This window comes from Enterobacter sp. RHBSTW-00318 (assembly GCF_014101375.1).
GTDB classification, from domain to species: domain Bacteria; phylum Pseudomonadota; class Gammaproteobacteria; order Enterobacterales; family Enterobacteriaceae; genus Enterobacter; species Enterobacter ludwigii.
Map to the genome: position 1 here is coordinate 3213466 of NZ_JABXQH010000001.1, position 18061 is coordinate 3231526.

Sequence of the window (18061 nt, forward strand, 5' to 3'; positions counted from 1 at the left end):
CTTTACTCCTTCTCTTTGGCATCCGGCAGGTGCCAGAAATCGAAAAAATTAAACCAGTCGAGCGGTGACATTAAGGCGTAATGCTCAAGCCGCTGTGCATAGCGATCGACGGCCTGTTGCAGCGCCTGCTGGCGCTCCCCGCGTGGCAGAAGCAGCGGGTCGGCAAACGGCTCGCAGTGTATCGTGAGCGCACCCTGCTGACGCAGGGCGTAAATCAGCACCACCGGGCAGCGCAGAATGGAGGCGAGGATAAACGGCCCTTGCGGGAACGGGGCGGGCTGTCCCATAAACGAACTCCAGATCACCCGCCAGTCGCCGCCGCGCTGTGGCGTGACCGCTATGCGATCGCCCACAATGGCGACCCATTCACCGCGCTCAAGCTTCTCTTTGATGGCGATGGCGGTATCCGGCCCAATGTCCGTCGCGGGCATCAGGTTAACCCCCGCCTGGGGGGCCATCTCGGTCATGATCTGTTTAAAGCGCTGCGCGTTATCGCTAAAGACCAGCGCGTTGATGACTCTGCTGCCTTCCAGCTGAGCCAGTGCCCGGCAGGCTTCCACATCGCCAAGATGCGATGCGAGCAGCAGTTTGCCTTGCGATGCGTCAGCATCCAGCACGTCATACGCGCCGGGAGCAAAGACCACGTCACGATGAAACTTCAGTTCGCCGCGCCAGCTGGCGACTTTATCCAGCATGGCGTTACCGAAGCGCATAAAATGGAAAAAGCTGTTAAGGCGTGGCGGAACAGGCATGTTCCGCTGCGTCAGCACCTGCTTCACTCGTGCTGTCCACTGCTGTGAAGCCTGTCGCGCCGGTCGGGCCGTAAGCCAGTACACCCCGATAACCGGCCACAGCAGCACGGTAAAGGCCCGGCGGCCAAACAGCTGCCAGACGCGCAGCATCAGGCGCATTCCCCACAGGCCTTTCACCTCGTCCTGCTGCGCCCAGTGCTGGCGGCGACGACGAAACAGCAGGGCGGGAATGCGGGGCAGCATGCCGAAGAACAGCCGGGTGTGCATCAGCGAGATCCGCACGTTGTCTTTGAGCGCGTCGAAATGGGATAACCCGTCCGGCGGATAGGTAACGCGGGTCGGCAGAAAATAGCTGGTATTGCCCTGCCAGTAGAGACGGACCATCACTTCGGTGTCAAAGTCCATACGTTTGCCAAGCGGCACACGTGCGGCCAGCTGCAGCGTGGGCGAGACCGGGTAGACCCGAAAACCGCACATGCTGTCTTTAAGTTGCAGGGACAGGGTTTCAATCCATACCCAGACGTGCGTTATCCAGCGACCGTAGAGGCGGGAGCGCGGAATGGAATCATCGTAAATGGGCTGGCCAGAAATCAGCGCCTCCGGGTGACGCTCAGCCAGAGCCAGCATTTTGGGGATATCCTCAATAGCATGCTGGCCGTCGGCATCCACCTGTACGGCGTGGGTATAGCCCGCGCGGGCAGACTCTTCCAGCCCCTTAATGACCGCGGCACCTTTACCTGCGTTTTGCGCCAGACGTACCAGCGTAATCTGGGGCTGCCCGGCGGCCAGACGCTCCAGAATGCGGCGCGTCTGCTCGTCACTTCCGTCATCGACCACCAGGCAGGGCAAGCCGAACGGCGCCAGCCGCGACAGTACCTTTGCCATCATCGCGCCATGGTTGTAGCACGGGATCAGCACGCAGGGGCGGAAGGTTACTGACACAGGCGAATCTTCCCGCTGCTGGCAGTATGGCGATCGTCACCGGCATGGCGCTGGTAGCTGAAGGTCAGTATCTGACGTTCGGCATGCCAGTTAAGGACCAGCGTGACCGTGGTATCCGGCAGCAGAGGGGCCTGGAATTTCACATTTTGGATGCTGTGAAAACGGTAACCCGGTGCCAGCAGCGTGGTGGCGTAGTGCATGACCCAGTCAATCTGTGCCACACCTGGCAGCAACGGCTGTACGGCAAAATGCCCCTGGAACCAGAATAGGGAGGGGTCAAGATGCAAAACGATTTCCAGGTGCTGCGGCTGTGCCTGGTGGCGTTCGATTTCATGAATTTTCATGAAACAACTCCTGTAACTGCGCATAGACACGCTTATTCATACTGTTTACCGGCATCTCATCGATAATGCGCCAGTAGCGGGGGACGGCGACCGGCTCAAGCCAGGGCCGCAGGGCGCGGCGCCAGGCCAGTTCCTGCGTTTTTTTGCCCTGCTGATGCCAGCGCTGACGGGTCTTCTCATCCAGAACCAGCAGGACACCTATACCCTGACGACCTCCGCGGGTAACCGGTAATGCTGCGGCTTCACATATGCCCTCAAGCTCCAGCAGGCGACGTTCAATCTCGTTCAGTGAGATACGCTTTTCTTCGATTTTGACCACCCGACCACGACGTCCGGCAATGCTAAAAAAACCGTTACTGTCGAAGTGCAGGATATCGTCCAGCTGTAACCCTGCGGCTTCGTGAATGAGCGGGGAGGTCACGCGGCAGATTTCCCCTTCACTCTGGAACACCACACCGGGGAAGGCGAACCAGGGTACGCTGTCCGCCTGACGGTGCCGCCAGGCGAGGATCCCGGTTTCGGTGCTGCCATAGATTTCATCCGGCCAGACGTTAAGCCAGCCATGGGTCTCCGTGACATCGCACCAGGGCAGCATTCCCCCAGCGGAGATCAGCATCACGACGGGAGGGGCAGTCAGCTCGGTATCCAGCCGTTTCAGGAACGCCGGACTGGTGATAAAAAGGTACTGCCTGTCGTGAGGGAGTGCCGCCAGCTGCTCAGCGTAATAAAGCATGGCGGCGTGCAGCGGAAGCCCCATCGTCATTGGCAACATGATGCGGAACGTCAGGCCATAGAGATGTTGTGGTACGACCGAGGCCACAATGCTGCAGCCCGCCAGGCGTTCGCCAAAACGGTTCGCCAGCAGGCATGCTTCACGGTCCAGGCTGGTGATGTGCTTAATGACCCGGCGTGGGGTGCCCGTGGAGCCCGAGGTAAAAAGCTCAACAAAGCGCGCGTCGTCAATGACGGGCAACGGTGCCCATTGGCGCGCGGTCTGAGGGGAGGAGGTCACCACAATGACCTTTCCCTGAATATCCAGCGTCTGATCGCTCAGGACACCGCTAAACAGCGACTGCTGTTCGTCGAGCAGAGAGACCCGGCTATGGCCTGGAATGACCGGGGTTTTACCGGCATGCAGTGAGGCCAGCAGCGCAACAATAAACAGGTAGCTGTTTTCAAAGCACAGCGCCCAGCGTTCACCCTCCTGCTGTCGCAATACTTCTACCAGCAAGGTGACATTGTGGCGCAACTCGCCCAGCGTCCAGGTGCGATCGTCAAGCCAGGCGATCGGCGTGTCGTCAGGGCGTGGAGCATTTAACCACTGGCCCAGCGGGAGGGGTTTATTCATCGAGCTTCTCTTTTTTCATCACCCGTTGACGCACCAGCCACTCTGTCGCCATCAGCGTGCCCATCAGAAAATAAGCCACCATACCGTTCCACACTGTCCAGACATGCATATCGCCGTGTAGCACGGTAAAAAGGGCTATCGCACCGTTACCGAGGAAAAACCCGCACCACACCAGCGTCACCTTACGGGTATATCGCACACCCGCCGGAGGCAAATTCGGTTCACGCAGACGTGCCAGCCGTTCAACCAGCGGCATGGTTGTCCACAGTGAGCCGCCAAACACGGCCAGCATCACGAGATTAACCACCACCGGATAGAGCAGCAGCCACTGGTGCGCTTTCAGCAGATAGCTTGCCGCGCAGAGCGCCAGGCCTGCCAGCGCAATGCACTGCACCACATACCGCATCGGGCCTGCGTTTCGCCGCGCCTGATGCAGACGCAGCACCAGCACCAGGGCCATCAGCGGCAACAGCCAGTGCAGACCGTTGTGCGTCAGCCCCAATCCAATCAGCAATGGCCACGCCAGCAACACGACTCCCGTCAGGAGTGGGATCGCCGGAAACGCTCGTCCTCCAGGCACGGTGGTTTACTCGTCGCGCAAAAGCTGAGCGACAGCGTCAACCACATCCTGCACGGTACGGACAGATTTGAAGGTTTCCGGTTTGATTTTCGTCCCCGTTTTCTTCTGCAGGTGAACAATCATGTCCACTGCATCGATACTGTCCAGATCCAGATCTTCGTACAGGCGAGCCTCAGGCGTGATTTCCTGTGGGTCGAGTTCAAACAGCGTAGCCAGGAGTTCGCAGACTTCCTGATAAATGGTTTCTTGTTCAGTCATAACGGATCACATCTCAGGCGCGTTGAGCGTTGATAAAAGAAGCCAGCGTGGCGACGGAAAAGAAGTGCTGACGCATCTCTTCGCTTTCGGCAGACAGCACCACGCCATACTGGTTTTTCACGGCCAGGCCAAGTTCCAGGGCGTCGATAGAGTCGAGACCCAGTCCATCACCAAACAGCGCAGCATCGGTATCGATATCCTCGGCGGTGAGCTCGTCCAGATTCAGCGTGGTGATGATGAGATTTTTAATTTCAAGATGAAGCGCTTGCATCATTAATTCCTGACAAAGATTGAAGGCCTGATGTTAATCGATGCTGCAGATGCCGGTTTAACTGCCTTGCCGCCAGTGCCGGTTCTTGTGTCTTTGCATCGTAAAAAGCGTCGATATTCACGCGATCGCGAACATCTACGGTGAAAACAGGTTTTACGGGCGGTACGTCGTACCAGTGACTTTTTTTATCCAGCAGAGGTTCGCTGCAGTGGATCACCACGATGCGCAGGTCGCTGTGGCAGCGCACGGCAATATTTGCCGCGCCGCGCTGGAGGGAGATTGCCTCTCCCGACCGGGTTCGTGTGCCCTCCGGAAAGATTAACAGCGTGTCGCCCTGGGCCAGACGCTGCTGGCTTGCACTGAGGAGCGTTTCCGCTTCGCTGTTAATCAGGTAATCCGCTGCGCGAATGACGCCGCTGACAAAGGGGTTGCGGAGCAATGCACTTTTCACCAGACAGTCGGTTTCGGGCATGACGGACGCCAGGATCACGTAATCAATCAGCGTCGGGTGATTGGCCACCACCAGACAACCACGGTCCCCGCGAAGGGCGTCAAGGTTGTGAATGCGATAGTCCAGTACCCCGGTGCCACGGGCGACATGTAAGAAAAAGCGGAAGCTGGCCGCGATACTGCGACGCGCCAGGCGACGGCGTCTGGCGCGGTCGCGCTGAACCAGCAACAGCAGATTGAACCACACCAGCGACAGCAGCAACCCGCCCGTGCCAAACAGCACGAAGCAGAAGCCGGTCATCATCAGACGCCATAACCAGTTGATACGGGCAGTCAGGCGGCTCATTCGCGTGTCCATTGCCACAGCAGACGTTCGCCTGAAACCACAAACTGCCGTTCATCGCGGAGGTAACGTTGCAGGAACATCAGGCTCTGCGGCAGGGGAGGTTCTTCACCCGTGCTGCCGCTGTGGGTTTCACACTGCAGTGTGCTCCCGGCTTCAATCACCAGGGCCAGCGCGTAGGGCCAGGTGGGCATCTGCGGCGGTAAACCCGGATGATAAAAATCGGGCAGGGCGCCGTCAAAATCGACCAGCAAGACGCGGGAATAGCCCGCCTGAAGCAGGCTCAACACTTCATATAATGCCTGCTGGAAGGTGTCCAGCCCGGCAGAAACAGAAGACGAGACGATGGGGTGTCGCGCAGTGATCGTCAGGTTGCCCACCGCCGAATTGTGCACGGACATGGCAAAGTCTGTCGGCGAGACGGCCTGACCGGTCGCCAGGGAGTGCAGGATGCGGAAATTACGCTCCAGTTCGCCATGACGGCTGGAATAGACAACGGCATCAATCGCGTGGCGGCGAAGCAGGGTGAGTCCGAGGTCTACCGCCAGCTTACTGCCCGAGTTGAGGCGGCGCGCGGTCATCATTGGCAGTTCGGTAAGCTTAGGCAGCGGCGCAGCCGGGTCGAGGGTAAGGTGCTGGCGTGACCACGCCTGCCACTCTGCGGCATCGCTCAGGCCTGGCGCTCTTGCCTGCCAGTCAATTATGTTCAGTGAAAATTTCATCTACGCGCGTCCGCGGAAAACCATCATTAAAAGACAGGCAAGCCTGCCGGGCAGTTCAACTGCTCTATTGTTCAATTTTTTGACAAATCAAAAGGGTATGACCTACCCCAAGGTTGTCCAGCCGCTGTTCTACGTGGAAACCGGCCCGCTCCAGGTAGTGATAAAATTTCTCTACACTGTAAAACCGGCTGTTGCCGTTCGCCATACAGGTGAAATAAAGCGAGGTAGCATTCAGGCTGAATGAGGCGGCTTCAAATTTTTGGGCATCCCAGAACAGTTCCATGATGCACAGTCGCGCGCCGGGCTTCATAACCTGTGCAACGCGAGTCAACATGGCGACAATCTGGTCCGGAGAGAAACAATCCAGGAACTGGCTCATCCACCAGATATCGGCTTCACCCGGCAATGTCGCATGACTAAGCATATCGACAGCATGGAAGCCAATGCGATGAGATAAACCTGCTTTTTCGATGTTTTCCTGCGCCAGCGTTATCTGCTGTGGCAGGTCAAGGATCGTCACGGCAACATTGTCGTCATAGCGGCAGCAGCGTAACGCCCATTTACCCGTATTTCCGCCCACATCGTACAATTTTGTCGGCGAGCTTGCGAATATATATGGCAGCGCCGCGTCGAAAGCGGCATCAGAATAGTAATGATCAAAAGCGAACCAGCTCTCTTTTGCCTGCGCGGGTAATTGTGATAATGCCGGATAGATGGTTGGCCAGTTGCCAAACACGGATAATCCCGCCGGTTTTTCTTCCTGCAGGGCATCGGCCAGATGGAATAACCCCTGGTAACAAACATCCTGCGTGAAATCCATATTCACGCGGGTCATGGTGTCATGCAATAAGAAATGGCCCACCTTTGCCAGGAAATAGCGCCCTTCTTTACAGGTAACGATCCGCCCGCTTAATCCCATATCCAGCAATACGCTTACGCTATAACTGCTCAGGGTACTGTTTTCGGTTATTTCCTCGAGACTTGCCCCTGTTTTCCCTTTTTTATCCAGCCAGGAAAGCACGCCCGAATTACGCAGACAACGCGCGGTCTGAAACAGCATCGGCGCAAAAGCGATGCGTTGCGCTTCGGTAATGGCGTCCAGCGCGTTGAGGGTGTCCTTTTCGTACATGCGTGCGTAACCTTATGAGGCCGAGAAAAACGTTATCGGGCCATGTCGGCCCGACATGAGGAAAATATTACAGCGCGGCACCTGCAGAGAGGTTCATCTGAATATCGTGGTCGAGGTTATGAACCCAGCGGTTATAGTTCTTGTGAATTTTACCGTCGGCGGCTTTCAGGTTCATACTGCTTTCGTAATTAATTGAATAGCTTGTCGCAGAATAAGGAATACGGATTTCGACCGAGTGGTCGCGTGCCTGCAGACGGCCTTTAATTACGCCCGGGCCCGCTTCGCTCATGATCCAGTCGCGCTTCTGGCCTGCTTTCAGAATGGCGGTTTTCACCTGCTCTGCGGTGTGGCCTGTACTGACAGTAGCGTGAACCTGATCGATTGGGGCGGTACGCGCGCAACCGGCCAGTGCGCCGACGACAGCAACAGCAGCAAACCATTTAATGATCTTTTTCATCAACAACTCCGTATCAATAATAACAATTTAAATCAGTAATTTTAAAAAATTATATTTTGGCGGGGTATTATCGCTAATGAGGATAATTTTTGTCGATATAAAAGTGGGTATTTATTTTACGTGACGGGAGGTGTAATGCATTGAAATGAAAGGGTGAGAATTATATGCCGTGTAATTTGCGTTAAATAAATATTTGCATGACGATTCATTTATTAGGGCGGGATAAATAACGCGAAATCCTCCTTACCGAAAATGAAAATTACCGCGCGGTGAGCGTCGCGGTAATTTTCGGTGTGTTGCACTGTTACGCGTTGTGGGACCCGTTATCCCGGCAATCGGCTTTTCGGTCGCCCGGGACCCAACAGGATCGCCAGTTTGCTGCCACCTTTGGTGGTTTCCATCCAGATCTTACACACGCTGGTCAGCGGTACTGACAGTAACATCCCGACCGGTCCCAGCAGCCATCCCCAGATCAGCAACGACAAGAACACCACCAGCGTCGACATTCCGAGACGGTGGCCCATCATGCGCGGCTCAAGGATATTGCCCAGCACCATATGCACGACCAGGAACAGCGCCCCCACCAGCATGCATTCGTAAAAGCCATTGAACAGAAACGCCTGAATCATCGGCGGCACGGCGGAAAGCACCGCGCCGATGTTGGGTACGTAGTTCAGCAGAAACGCCAGTACGCCCCACATCAGCGCGAACTGCACGCCCATCAGCATCAGTCCCAGCCAGACAATCACCCCGGTCCAGACGCTTAACAGCGTTTTCAGGGCCAGATATTTGGACACGCCCTTCAGGGCGCGGTGTAAACCCGCAATATGAATTTGCGGGTTATTCAGCGCAAAGCGCAGCTTATAAGGAACATGGCGGACCTCGAACAGCATAAACACCACCGTCATCACCAGCAGCAGGATGCTGGCCATCGCGCCGGAAAGGCCGGTCATCAGGGTGGTGGCGTAGGTCATGACCTTCTCTGAATCCATGCGGCGTAACATCCGCTCGGGTGAGATATGCAGGTTAAGAAAAGGCATCATCTCCTGAAGCGAAACGATCTTACGCGTCAGCTCTTTGTTGTACTGCGGAAGCATGGTGGAGAATTCACTGAGCGACGCCGCCAGCACGCCGAAAAGCGCCGTCAGGGCAATCATCATCACGATGACCACGATAGTAATGGCCACCGGACGGCTGATGCCCCGGCGCAAAAACCAGGTCACCAGCGGATTAAGCACAATGGCAAAAAAGAGCGCCAGCAGGAGCTGGACAATGATGTCAGCGGCAGCATGGATACCTGCGAGGATAACCACCAGGCAGGCGAGTTTTAATAAGATGTGAAGTCCTGCTTTGTCGGACTGGTTCGGTATCATGCGGGTTCCTTAATGTGATAGCCCGTTAAGTGTAGTGCCCGGTGGCCGCTTCGTCTGGAGCCGATAATCTGAAAGTCAGTGCTGATTTTCTTATCCTGCCGTGGTAATAGTGAAACACTGTTGTAAAAATTCAGGTTAAACCCCATGCCAGAGCATGCCGCCGAACCGGCGCTGAGCGGATTGCGCCTCAATCTGCGCATTGTTTCCGTTGTGATTTTTAACTTCGCCAGTTATCTGACGATTGGCCTGCCGCTGGCGGTGTTGCCGGGCTATGTCCATGACGTCATGGGTTTTAGCGCATTCTGGGCGGGGCTGGTCATCAGCCTGCAGTATTTCGCCACGCTCCTGAGCCGCCCGCATGCCGGGCGCTATGCGGATCTGTTTGGGCCAAAGCGCATCGTCATTGTGGGGCTCTGCGGCTGTTTTCTGAGTGGTCTGGGCTACCTGCTGGCCGCCACCACCAGCCACTGGCCGCTGGTCAGCCTGGCGCTGCTCTGTCTGGGGCGAGTGATTCTGGGTATCGGACAAAGTCTGGCGGGTACCGGTTCGACGCTGTGGGGTGTGGGTGTGGTGGGGGCGTCCCATATTGGCCGGGTGATCTCGTGGAACGGTATCGTCACCTACGGCGCAATGGCGCTGGGCGCACCGCTGGGGGTGATCTGTTATGCCTATGGTGGGCTATCCGGGCTGGCTATCACCATTATGGTCGTCGCGCTGCTCGCGATTCTGTTTGCCCTGCCGCGCCCGAAGGTGAAGGCCAGCAAAGGCAAGCCACTGCCGTTCAGGGCGGTGTTAGGGCGCGTCTGGCCTTATGGTATGGCGCTGGCGCTGGCAACCACCGGCTTCGGCGTGATCGCCACGTTCATTACTCTCTTCTATGACGCCAAAGGCTGGGACGGCGCAGCCTTTGCCCTGACGCTGTTTAGCTGTGCGTTTGTCGGCGCGCGTTTGCTCTTCCCGAACGGTATCAACCGTCTGGGGGGACTGAATGTGGCGTTGATCTGCTTTGCGGTAGAGATTGTCGGGCTGGTGTTGACCGGGATTGCCACCGCACCGTGGATGGCGAAAATGGGCGTTTTCCTCGCCGGCGCTGGCTTTTCGCTGGTCTTCCCGGCACTCGGCGTGGTCGCGGTAAAAGCCGTGCCGCAGCAGAACCAGGGGTCGGCGCTGGCGACCTACACGGTGTTTATGGACATGTCGCTGGGCATTACCGGGCCGCTGGCGGGGCTGGTGATGGCGTGGGCAGGGGTACCGGTAATCTATCTTGCCGCGGCGGGTCTGGTGGTTATCGCATTGATGCTGACATGGCGGCTAAAAAAATGGCCCCCGGTGCAGGCACCGGAGGCCACGTCATCATCGTGAAGAATTACTGGATCACGATGGTGTTAATGATGTTTTCAGCAGCCGTCTGCGCTTTCTGCTGATTTTCCGCCGGCAGGGTGATCTGCAGGGTCAGCAGTTTATTATCGACCTTACCAAGCACCACGGAAGAGTAAGCGGTCTGGCCTTTTGCTGAAATGATGCTGTCCAGCTGTTGCAGCGTGTGGCCTTTCAGTTCGATAGATTTATTGGTCACGACCTGCAGCTGCGGATCGCGGCTGCGCTGCTGATCTTCCAGACGTTTGGTCATGACGGCCAGGTCTTCGCTGGTGTCGTCGCCCACAATCACAATAACGGCTTTCTGCCCGGTTGCATCGGAGTAAACGTGCATATTGTTCGCCTGGGTACCCAGCTTGCCGCTCTGGTCAGTCATATCTGCCGGCAGAGAGAAACTGAGTTTACCGTCCAGCAGACTCACCGGCTGACCGGTGGCGTTGCTCTCTGCAGACGCGCCCTGAGCAGGCGTTTTCGTGTCGCTGTTATCACAGGCTGCAAGGCCCACAACCAGCAGGCCAATCCCGACATATTTAACCAGATTGCGCATTAACTTCTTCCTTTCGATAAACGGCCATAACGGCTGATTGGCTCATCTTATCACAACTGATAAAGCGAACCCTTAACCAGCCTGCAATGCTGTGATTTCAGATTTATCTGCGAGTCTTTTCAGCAGCATATTCAGCAGGACGCCGTACATCGGCAGGAAGAACACAATGCTGATAAGCACCTTGAAGCAGTAGTCCACAAGGGCGATTTCCATCCAGTGCTGGGCCATAAATGCGTCCGGGCTACGCCAGAATGCGATAAAGAAGAAGGCCAGCGTGTCGCTGACGTTGCCGAACAGCGTGGACGCCGTGGGTGCCATCCACCAGCGATGATTTTGACGCAGGCGGTTAAACACGTGAACGTCGAGGATCTGCCCCAGCGCGTAGGCCATAAAGCTGGCGGAGGCGATACGGGCGACAAACAGGTTGAAGTGCGTTAATGCCTCGAACCCCTGCCAGCTTCCCATATAAAACAGGGAAGAGATCACGTACGAAATGAACAGCGCCGGCAGCATGACCGCAAAAATAATGCGGCGAGCCAGCGGTGCGCCGAAAATACGCACGGTCAAATCAGTGGCGAGAAAAATAAACGGGAAACTGAACGCGCCCCACGTGGTATGAAAACCAAAGATGGAGATCGGGAGTTGCACCAGATAGTTGCTGGAGGTAATCACCAGCAAATGAAAAAGCGAAAGCCAGAACAACGCTTTAACGCGCTGTGAATCAGAAAACTGCATCATGTTGTAACCTTTTTATACGTTGGGGTGAGGGAACCCAATAAAAACCGCAGCATGATACTGCTTTGGCCGGACATTGCAATGGTTAGTTTTTACGCAATCGTTAACCTGGTTGCATTGCCGACGATGGGGCGTAAACTACAGCCGTTTTTACCTGACCGAGAAGAACATGACCGATCTGTTTTCCAGCCCAGACCACACCCTTGATGCTCAGGGCCTTCGCTGCCCGGAGCCGGTAATGATGGTACGTAAAACCGTGCGCAACATGCAGACCGGTGAGACGCTGCTGATCATCGCCGACGACCCCGCCACCACCCGCGACATTCCCGGTTTTTGTACCTTTATGGAACATGAGCTGGTGGCACAGCAGACCGAAACGCTGCCGTACCGGTATGTGATCCGTAAGGGGTAAATGCGGCCTGATGGCCTCACCACGACCCTCTCCCACCGGGAGAGGGAGAAAACCTTTCTAAACCATCGTTTCAAAATTTCACGCTTTTGTGAGGCGCTTCACCTCCGCTTTTCCGGCCGTAGTCTAGTTTTTAAGCGTACAAAAATAAAACACTGTTTTAACGCTTATCTCACTACCCTGGAGTTGACCCGATGAAAACGACCCTCAAGCCGTTACTGGCCGCCCTGTGCCTCTCCGCTTTTGCCTGCTCTGTCGCTGCGCAAACCATCAAAGCCGCCGATGTGCACCCTGAAGCCTACCCGAACGTGGTGGCGGTTCAGCAAATGGGTGAAAAACTCAAACAACAAACCGACGGCAAGCTGGAGATTAAGGTCTTCCCCGGCGGCGTGCTGGGGGATGAAAAACAGATGATTGAGCAGGCGCAGATGGGGGCGATCGATATGATCCGCGTCTCGATGGCGCCGGTGGCGGCCATCCTGCCCGATATCGAAGTCTTCACGCTGCCCTACGTTTTCCGCGATGAAGACCACATGCACAAAGTGATCGACGGGGATATCGGCAAGCAAATTGGCGATAAGCTAACTGCCAACCCGAAATCACGACTGGTGTTCCTCGGCTGGATGGACTCCGGCACCCGCAACCTGATCACCAAAGATCCGATTGTTAAACCCGACGATCTGAAAGGGAAGAAAATCCGCGTACAGGGCAGTCCGGTGGCGCTGGCGACGCTGAAAGATATGGGCGCTAACGCGGTGGCAATGGGGGTGAGCGAAGTTTACAGCGGGATGCAAACCGGCGTGATTGACGGCGCGGAGAATAATCCACCGACCTATGTCGCGCATAACTATATGCCGGTCGCCAAAAACTACACCCTCAGCGGCCACTTTATCACCCCGGAAATGCTGCTCTACTCAAAAGTGAAGTGGGACAAACTCAGCGCCGACGAGCAGAAAAAGATCCTGACCCTGGCCCGTGAAGCCCAGTTTGAACAACGTAAGTTGTGGGAAGCCTATAACGCCCAGGCGCTGGAAAAAATGAAGGCTGGCGGGGTGCAGTTCCACGAGATCGACAAAACGGTATTTATCAAAGCCACAGAGCCGGTGCGCGCCCAGTATGGCGAAAAGCATCAGGATCTGATGAAAGCCATCGCTGACGTCAAGTAACCGGAGTACGTATGTCCGAACTCTATCTGAAGTGGATGGACCGTCTCTACCTGCTGGCGATGGCCGTGGCGGGCATCTCGCTGCTGGTGATGACGATTGTGATCCCCATCGGCATCTTTTCGCGCTATGTGCTTAACCGCGGTGAATCCTGGCCGGAGCCGGTTGCCATCATCTGCATGGTGACCTTCACCTTTATCGGCGCGGCGGTCAGCTACCGTGCCGGTTCGCACATTGCGGTGAATATGCTCACCGACCGGCTGCCCGGGCCGTTAAAAACCGTCTGCGCACGGGCCGTTGATCTGCTGATGCTGCTGATCGCTGGCCTGATGTTCTGGTACAGCTACTGGCTGTGCGTCGAACTCTGGGAGCAACCGGTCGCCGAATTTCCGGTCCTGACCTCCGGCGAGAGCTATCTGCCGCTGCCGGTGGGCTCTGCCGTTCTGATCCTGTTTGTGATTGAGCGCCTGCTGTTTGGCTCGCAGGAAAACCGTCCCGTCGTGCTGATCGGCAACCACAGTTAAGGGGTGAACAATGGATGCATTCGTTTTGTTATTCACCCTCGCCATTTTGCTGGCGCTGGGGATGCCGGTGGCCTTTGCCGTCGGGCTAAGCGCCGTCGCGGGCGCGTTGTGGATAGATTTACCCCTCGAGGCGCTGATGATTCAGATAACCAGCGGGGTGAATAAATTCACGCTGCTGGCGATCCCCTTCTTTATTCTCGCGGGTGCGATTATGGCGGAAGGGGGGATTGCCCGACGGCTGGTCAATTTCGCCTACGTGTTTGTTGGCTTTATTCGCGGTGGGCTGTCGCTGGTGAATATTGTGGCCTCCACGTTCTTCGGCGCGATTTCCGGCTCGTCGGTGGCGGATACGGCCTCCATTGGCAGCGTAATGATCCCGGAGATGGAGAAGAAGGGCTATCCGCGCGATTATGCGGCGGCGGTGACCGCCAGCGGGTCGGTACAGGCGATTTTGATCCCGCCCAGCCACAACTCGGTAATTTATTCCCTCGCGGCAGGCGGGACGGTCTCTATCGCGACGCTGTTTATCGCGGGGGTGCTGCCAGGGCTGCTGCTCGGCGTAAGCCTGATGGCAATGTGTCTGGGCTTTGCCCGCAAACGTGGCTACCCGAAAGGGGAAAAAATTCCCTTTAAGCAGGCGCTGAAAATCACGCTGGACGCGCTGTGGGGGCTGATGACCGTGGTGATTATTCTCGGCGGGATACTGTCCGGGATATTTACCGCAACGGAATCCGCTGCCGTGGCCTGTCTGTGGGCGTTCTTTGTCACCATGTTTATCTACCGGGACTACAAATGGAACGAGCTGCCGAAGCTGATGTGCAGGACGGTGAAAACCGTCACCATCGTGATGATACTGATTGGCTTTGCGGCGGCGTTTGGCGCGGTGATGACCTACATGCAGCTCCCGAGCCGTATCACCGAGTTCTTCACCTCGCTCTCCGATAACAAGTACGTGATCCTGATGTATCTCAACATCATGCTGCTGCTGATCGGCACGTTAATGGACATGGCGCCGATCATCCTGATCCTGACGCCAGTGCTGTTGCCGGTGACCAATTCGCTGGGCATCGATCCGGTGCATTTTGGGATGATCATGATGGTGAACCTGGGGATCGGGCTGATTACGCCGCCGGTTGGTTCGGTGCTGTTTGTGGCGAGCGCGGTAAGTAAACAGAAAATCGAGCATGTGGTTCGCGCCATGCTGCCGTTTTACGGCATGCTGCTGGTGGTGCTGGCGATGGTGACGTACATCCCGGCCATCTCGCTGTGGCTGCCGCGCGTGTTAGGGATGCAGTGACGCCGTTTTCCGCCCTCTCCCGGTGGGAGAGGGCATCTCGTGTTATTGTCGACGTAATAAGCGGAGCGCGTTCGCCGTCACCAGTACCGTCGCGCCGGTATCCGCCAGCACCGCCAGCCACAGGCCGGTTATACCGAGCAGCGTGGTGACCAGGAAAATTCCCTTCAGACCCAGCGCAATCCCGATGTTCTGACGGATATTGGCCCGCGTGGCGCGCGCCAGAGCAATCATCTGCGCCAGCCCGGTCAGGCGGTTGTGGGTGAGTGCCGCGTCGGCGGTTTCCAGCGCCACGTCGGTGCCGCTGCCCATTGCAATGCCAATGGTGGCGGCTTTCATCGCCGGGGCATCGTTGATGCCGTCACCCACCATTGCCAGCGGTGCATGGTTGTTCAGTTCCGTTACGGCGCGCACTTTATCCGCAGGCAATAACCCGGCTTTAAACGCCAGCCCCAGCTCACCGGCAATCGCTGCCGCGGCTCGCGGGTTATCCCCGGTGAGGATCACCCCCTGCACGCCCAGTTGATGCAGCGCGGCGACGGCGTCTTTTGCATCGTCACGCAGCGTGTCACGCAGTGCCAGCATCCCTATCGCCACGCCGTTTTGCACCACCATCACCACGGTTTGCCCGGCCTGTTCCAGCGCCTGGACTGGCTGGCTCAGCCCGTCCGCCGGAAACGTATTCGCGGCAACGATCAGGACGTTATTCCCTTCAACGTCGGCTTCAATCCCGGACCCGACCAGCGCCCGCTGTGCGGTGGCGGCAGGGATGTCCAGCCCACGCGACTGCGCCTCGCGGACTATCGCCTGTGCCAGCGGGTGGGTGGAGCCTTGTTCGACGGCAGCGGCCAGGCTGAGCAGCGTATTTTCATTGACCTCCTGAGGATAAATGCCCGTGACCTGCGGTTTACCCACCGTCAGCGTACCGGTTTTATCGAAGGCGATATGTTGCACCTGGCTCAGCTGCTCCAGCGCCGCACCGCCTTTAATCAGCGCTCCACGACGCGCCGCGGCCGCCAGACCGGAGGTAATGGCCGCCGGAGTGGAGATCACCAGCGCGCACGGGCAACCAATCAGCAGCAACGTCAGACCTTTATAAACCCAGCCCTCCCAGGCTGCGCCCAGGAACAGCGGTGGAATAATTGTCACCAGCAGGGCGACCAGCATGATGGCGGGGGTGTAGATCCGGCTGAAGCGATCGATAAAGCGCTCAACGGGTGCGCGACGCTCCTCGGCCTCTTCAATCAGCTTCAGGATGCGGTCGATGGCGCTCTCACCCGGTCCGGAGAGGACCGTGAGTTGTACCAGACGATCGACGCTGGTGGCGCCTGCAGGCACTTTCTCGCCCGCTGAGCGTTCAACCGGAATCGACTCGCCGGTGAGGGCACTTTCATCGAAACTCGCCGTGGCGGTAAGCAGTTCACCGTCCGCAGGCAGACGCCCGCCGGCGGCGACCTCAATCACATCACCCGGGCGCAGCGTGTTAATTGCCACCGTCTGGCGTTCGCTGCCCGTCACCCGCGTTGCGGTTTCCGGTTTCAGCGCCATCAGCGCGCTGACCCCTTTCCGTGCCCGACTCGCCGCCCAGCCCTCAAGGCGCTCGCCAATTAAGAACAGCAACAGCACCATGGCCGCTTCCGCCGTCGCGCCAATAAACAACGCGCCGATCGCCGCCACGCTCATCAGCGTTTCGATGGCGAACCAGCTTCCGCTTTTCATCAGCCGCACGGCCTGACGGGCAATCGGGAACAGTCCGACAAGCGTCGTGGCGATGAATGCCAGGTTACCGAACGGGTGGTTAAACTGCTCCAGACCCCAGCTCAGGGCCATCATGATGATAAGGGTGATAATGGGCAGGTTTTCTCGCAGGGCTGACGTCTTTTCGACAGGCGTGGTTTCGTTGCGCAGGCTGTAACCGGCCTTAATGACGGCGGCTTCAACCAGCGTGCTGATGTCATTATCGGCGCTGACCAGCAGCTTCTCGGTGGCGAAGAGCACCTGGACGTGGCTGACGCCCGGGACCTGTTTTACCGCGTTTTCGACTTTACGGGCGCAGGCCGCGCAGTCCATACCGTTGACCACCCAGCTGTAGCGGTTTGCGCTTTCCGGGAGCGGCAGCGTGTTTTGCGTTTCGCATGCGCCGTCACAGCAGCAGTCGTCCTTCGCGGGAACGGGGCTGAGCTTAAGTGCCGAGAATTGTGGAACTTTTTTAGGTGTTTCTGGAGTCGACATGGCAGTCTCCGGTAATGATAATTTTCTCATTAACCGCAGCATACACTCTGGAGTCGACTCCAGAGTCAAGGCTTATTTAGATATACAGCGAACGCACAATCAGGAAGTGCCCGGCAAAGTAGCAGGCGGCGGCAATCGCGTTATCCGCACGGAAGCGGCGACGATAGTGGCTGCCCAGCCAGACGATATTCCCGAGTAACAGCAGCGTGGCACCAAAGAACGCGGACATTGCCGGTGCCGTCGGACGGAAGAACCACAGTTCACCCGCCAGCCATACCATCACCAGCGTCATGGCGATAAAGGTGCAGACAGGCAAGCGCATCTCTTCCAGACGCGTCCAGATCACCGCGATCAGCAGCGCGCCAATGACCAGCAGCACCAGCGGCAGCGGCCAGAAGAAGGAGAGCGTCATCTGGCTGGCGAAGTAAATGGTATAAAGCAGATGCGACAGGAAAAATGCCCCAACGGCATACAGCAGGCGCTGTCGCGGCAGCAGGGTTAAGGCATCACCAATCAGGGACGCACACAGACCGGCAAGAACCAGATAGCTGACGGCGTTAAACATGGGCGCTTGCCAGGCAAGCAGCAGGAGTAACAACAGCGTGACGGGTTTAAACAACCATCGCTGCCAGGCAGGGCCGCGATAGGATGCATCGACGTAAAGCCATGCGGAAAAACAGACAGCGATAAATGACCAAAGCATATTAACTCCCTGTAACTGTTGAGTCTGAATAATCAGTTTCTTATTCAGTGTAGTGATGGGGGCAGGCGTTTGGCAATGCCGGGGAAGGCAAGGTATCCTGAATTCCGT

The 18061-nt window shown here is 57.1% G+C and carries 20 protein-coding genes; 5 read left to right on the top strand and 15 right to left on the bottom strand.

Going from position 1 to position 18061, the window contains the following annotated elements; translation table 11 throughout:
- Positions 1-2: 2 nt before the first annotated feature.
- The 11 genes from HV157_RS15850 to HV157_RS15900 all read right to left on the bottom strand — a co-directional run bounded on the left by HV157_RS15850 (position 3) and on the right by HV157_RS15900 (position 8969).
- Complete coding sequence (locus HV157_RS15850; RefSeq protein ID WP_182268707.1) at positions 3-1694, bottom strand: glycosyltransferase family 2 protein; 1692 nt, start codon at positions 1692-1694, stop codon at positions 3-5.
- Positions 1685-2038, bottom strand: a complete 354-nt coding sequence (locus tag HV157_RS15855) for a beta-hydroxyacyl-ACP dehydratase (RefSeq protein WP_020884527.1) — start codon at positions 2036-2038, stop codon at positions 1685-1687. Before HV157_RS15855 ends, HV157_RS15850 begins: the two co-directional genes overlap by 10 nt.
- The gene (locus HV157_RS15860; protein WP_182378522.1) at positions 2025-3386 is read right to left on the bottom strand and encodes an AMP-binding protein; all 1362 of its coding nucleotides are present in this window, start codon (positions 3384-3386) and stop codon (positions 2025-2027) included. The genes HV157_RS15855 and HV157_RS15860 overlap by 14 nt, the downstream gene beginning before the upstream one ends.
- On the bottom strand, positions 3379-3966 hold the full coding sequence (locus tag HV157_RS15865) for a hypothetical protein (RefSeq protein WP_047742612.1): 588 nt from the start codon (positions 3964-3966) through the stop codon (positions 3379-3381). The genes HV157_RS15860 and HV157_RS15865 overlap by 8 nt, the downstream gene beginning before the upstream one ends.
- A gap of 6 nt (positions 3967-3972) precedes the next feature.
- Positions 3973-4224 (bottom strand): acyl carrier protein, encoded by a 252-nt coding sequence (locus HV157_RS15870; protein WP_014172033.1) that lies wholly within the window; start codon positions 4222-4224, stop codon positions 3973-3975.
- A gap of 13 nt (positions 4225-4237) precedes the next feature.
- Entirely contained in the window at positions 4238-4495 is a 258-nt protein-coding gene (locus tag HV157_RS15875; protein WP_020884530.1) for a phosphopantetheine-binding protein, read from the bottom strand.
- Entirely contained in the window at positions 4476-5291 is an 816-nt protein-coding gene (locus HV157_RS15880; RefSeq protein ID WP_025202835.1) for a lysophospholipid acyltransferase family protein, read from the bottom strand. The genes HV157_RS15875 and HV157_RS15880 overlap by 20 nt, the downstream gene beginning before the upstream one ends.
- Positions 5288-6010, bottom strand: coding sequence for a beta-ketoacyl synthase chain length factor (locus HV157_RS15885; RefSeq protein ID WP_032679149.1), 723 nt, complete (start codon positions 6008-6010; stop codon positions 5288-5290). The genes HV157_RS15880 and HV157_RS15885 overlap by 4 nt, the downstream gene beginning before the upstream one ends.
- 64 nt (positions 6011-6074) lie before the next feature.
- Entirely contained in the window at positions 6075-7139 is a 1065-nt protein-coding gene (locus HV157_RS15890; protein WP_014172029.1) for a class I SAM-dependent methyltransferase, read from the bottom strand.
- A 67-nt stretch (positions 7140-7206) separates the two neighbouring features.
- Positions 7207-7596, bottom strand: a complete 390-nt coding sequence (locus HV157_RS15895) for a hypothetical protein (RefSeq protein ID WP_020884534.1) — start codon at positions 7594-7596, stop codon at positions 7207-7209.
- Positions 7597-7919: 323 nt separating this feature from the next.
- Positions 7920-8969 carry an AI-2E family transporter gene (locus HV157_RS15900; RefSeq protein ID WP_014172027.1) on the bottom strand — a complete coding sequence of 350 codons (1050 nt, stop codon included), beginning with the start codon at positions 8967-8969 and terminating at the stop codon, positions 7920-7922.
- 144 nt (positions 8970-9113) lie between these two features.
- On the opposite strand from HV157_RS15900, the gene HV157_RS15905 reads away from it, so the two are divergent.
- Positions 9114-10331 (top strand): MFS transporter, encoded by a 1218-nt coding sequence (locus HV157_RS15905; RefSeq protein WP_020884535.1) that lies wholly within the window; start codon positions 9114-9116, stop codon positions 10329-10331.
- A gap of 4 nt (positions 10332-10335) precedes the next feature.
- Here the strand turns inward: HV157_RS15905 and HV157_RS15910 are convergent, their stop codons facing one another.
- Both HV157_RS15910 and HV157_RS15915 read right to left on the bottom strand, forming a co-directional pair.
- Complete coding sequence (locus tag HV157_RS15910; protein ID WP_014172025.1) at positions 10336-10893, bottom strand: DcrB family lipoprotein; 558 nt, start codon at positions 10891-10893, stop codon at positions 10336-10338.
- 72 nt (positions 10894-10965) lie between these two features.
- The gene (locus HV157_RS15915) at positions 10966-11631 is read right to left on the bottom strand and encodes a 7-cyano-7-deazaguanine/7-aminomethyl-7-deazaguanine transporter (protein WP_020884536.1); all 666 of its coding nucleotides are present in this window, start codon (positions 11629-11631) and stop codon (positions 10966-10968) included.
- Positions 11632-11797: 166 nt separating this feature from the next.
- Here HV157_RS15915 and tusA point away from each other — a divergent pair, with 166 nt between their 5' ends.
- From tusA to HV157_RS15935, 4 genes are all read left to right on the top strand, one after another.
- On the top strand, positions 11798-12040 hold the full coding sequence (gene tusA, locus HV157_RS15920) for a sulfurtransferase TusA (RefSeq protein WP_020884537.1): 243 nt from the start codon (positions 11798-11800) through the stop codon (positions 12038-12040).
- 191 nt (positions 12041-12231) lie between these two features.
- The gene (locus HV157_RS15925) at positions 12232-13203 is read left to right on the top strand and encodes a TRAP transporter substrate-binding protein (RefSeq protein ID WP_182268709.1); all 972 of its coding nucleotides are present in this window, start codon (positions 12232-12234) and stop codon (positions 13201-13203) included.
- A gap of 11 nt (positions 13204-13214) precedes the next feature.
- Positions 13215-13724 carry a TRAP transporter small permease gene (locus HV157_RS15930; RefSeq protein ID WP_014172021.1) on the top strand — a complete coding sequence of 170 codons (510 nt, stop codon included), beginning with the start codon at positions 13215-13217 and terminating at the stop codon, positions 13722-13724.
- Positions 13725-13734: 10 nt separating this feature from the next.
- Positions 13735-15021 (top strand): TRAP transporter large permease, encoded by a 1287-nt coding sequence (locus HV157_RS15935; RefSeq protein WP_014172020.1) that lies wholly within the window; start codon positions 13735-13737, stop codon positions 15019-15021.
- 42 nt (positions 15022-15063) lie between these two features.
- Here HV157_RS15935 and zntA read toward each other — a convergent pair whose 3' ends face one another.
- Positions 15064-17250, bottom strand: coding sequence for a Zn(II)/Cd(II)/Pb(II) translocating P-type ATPase ZntA (gene zntA / locus HV157_RS15940; protein ID WP_182268710.1), 2187 nt, complete (start codon positions 17248-17250; stop codon positions 15064-15066).
- Positions 17251-17326: 76 nt separating this feature from the next.
- On the bottom strand, positions 17327-17953 hold the full coding sequence (locus HV157_RS15945) for a lysoplasmalogenase (RefSeq protein ID WP_014172018.1): 627 nt from the start codon (positions 17951-17953) through the stop codon (positions 17327-17329).
- Positions 17954-18061 lie beyond the last annotated feature (108 nt).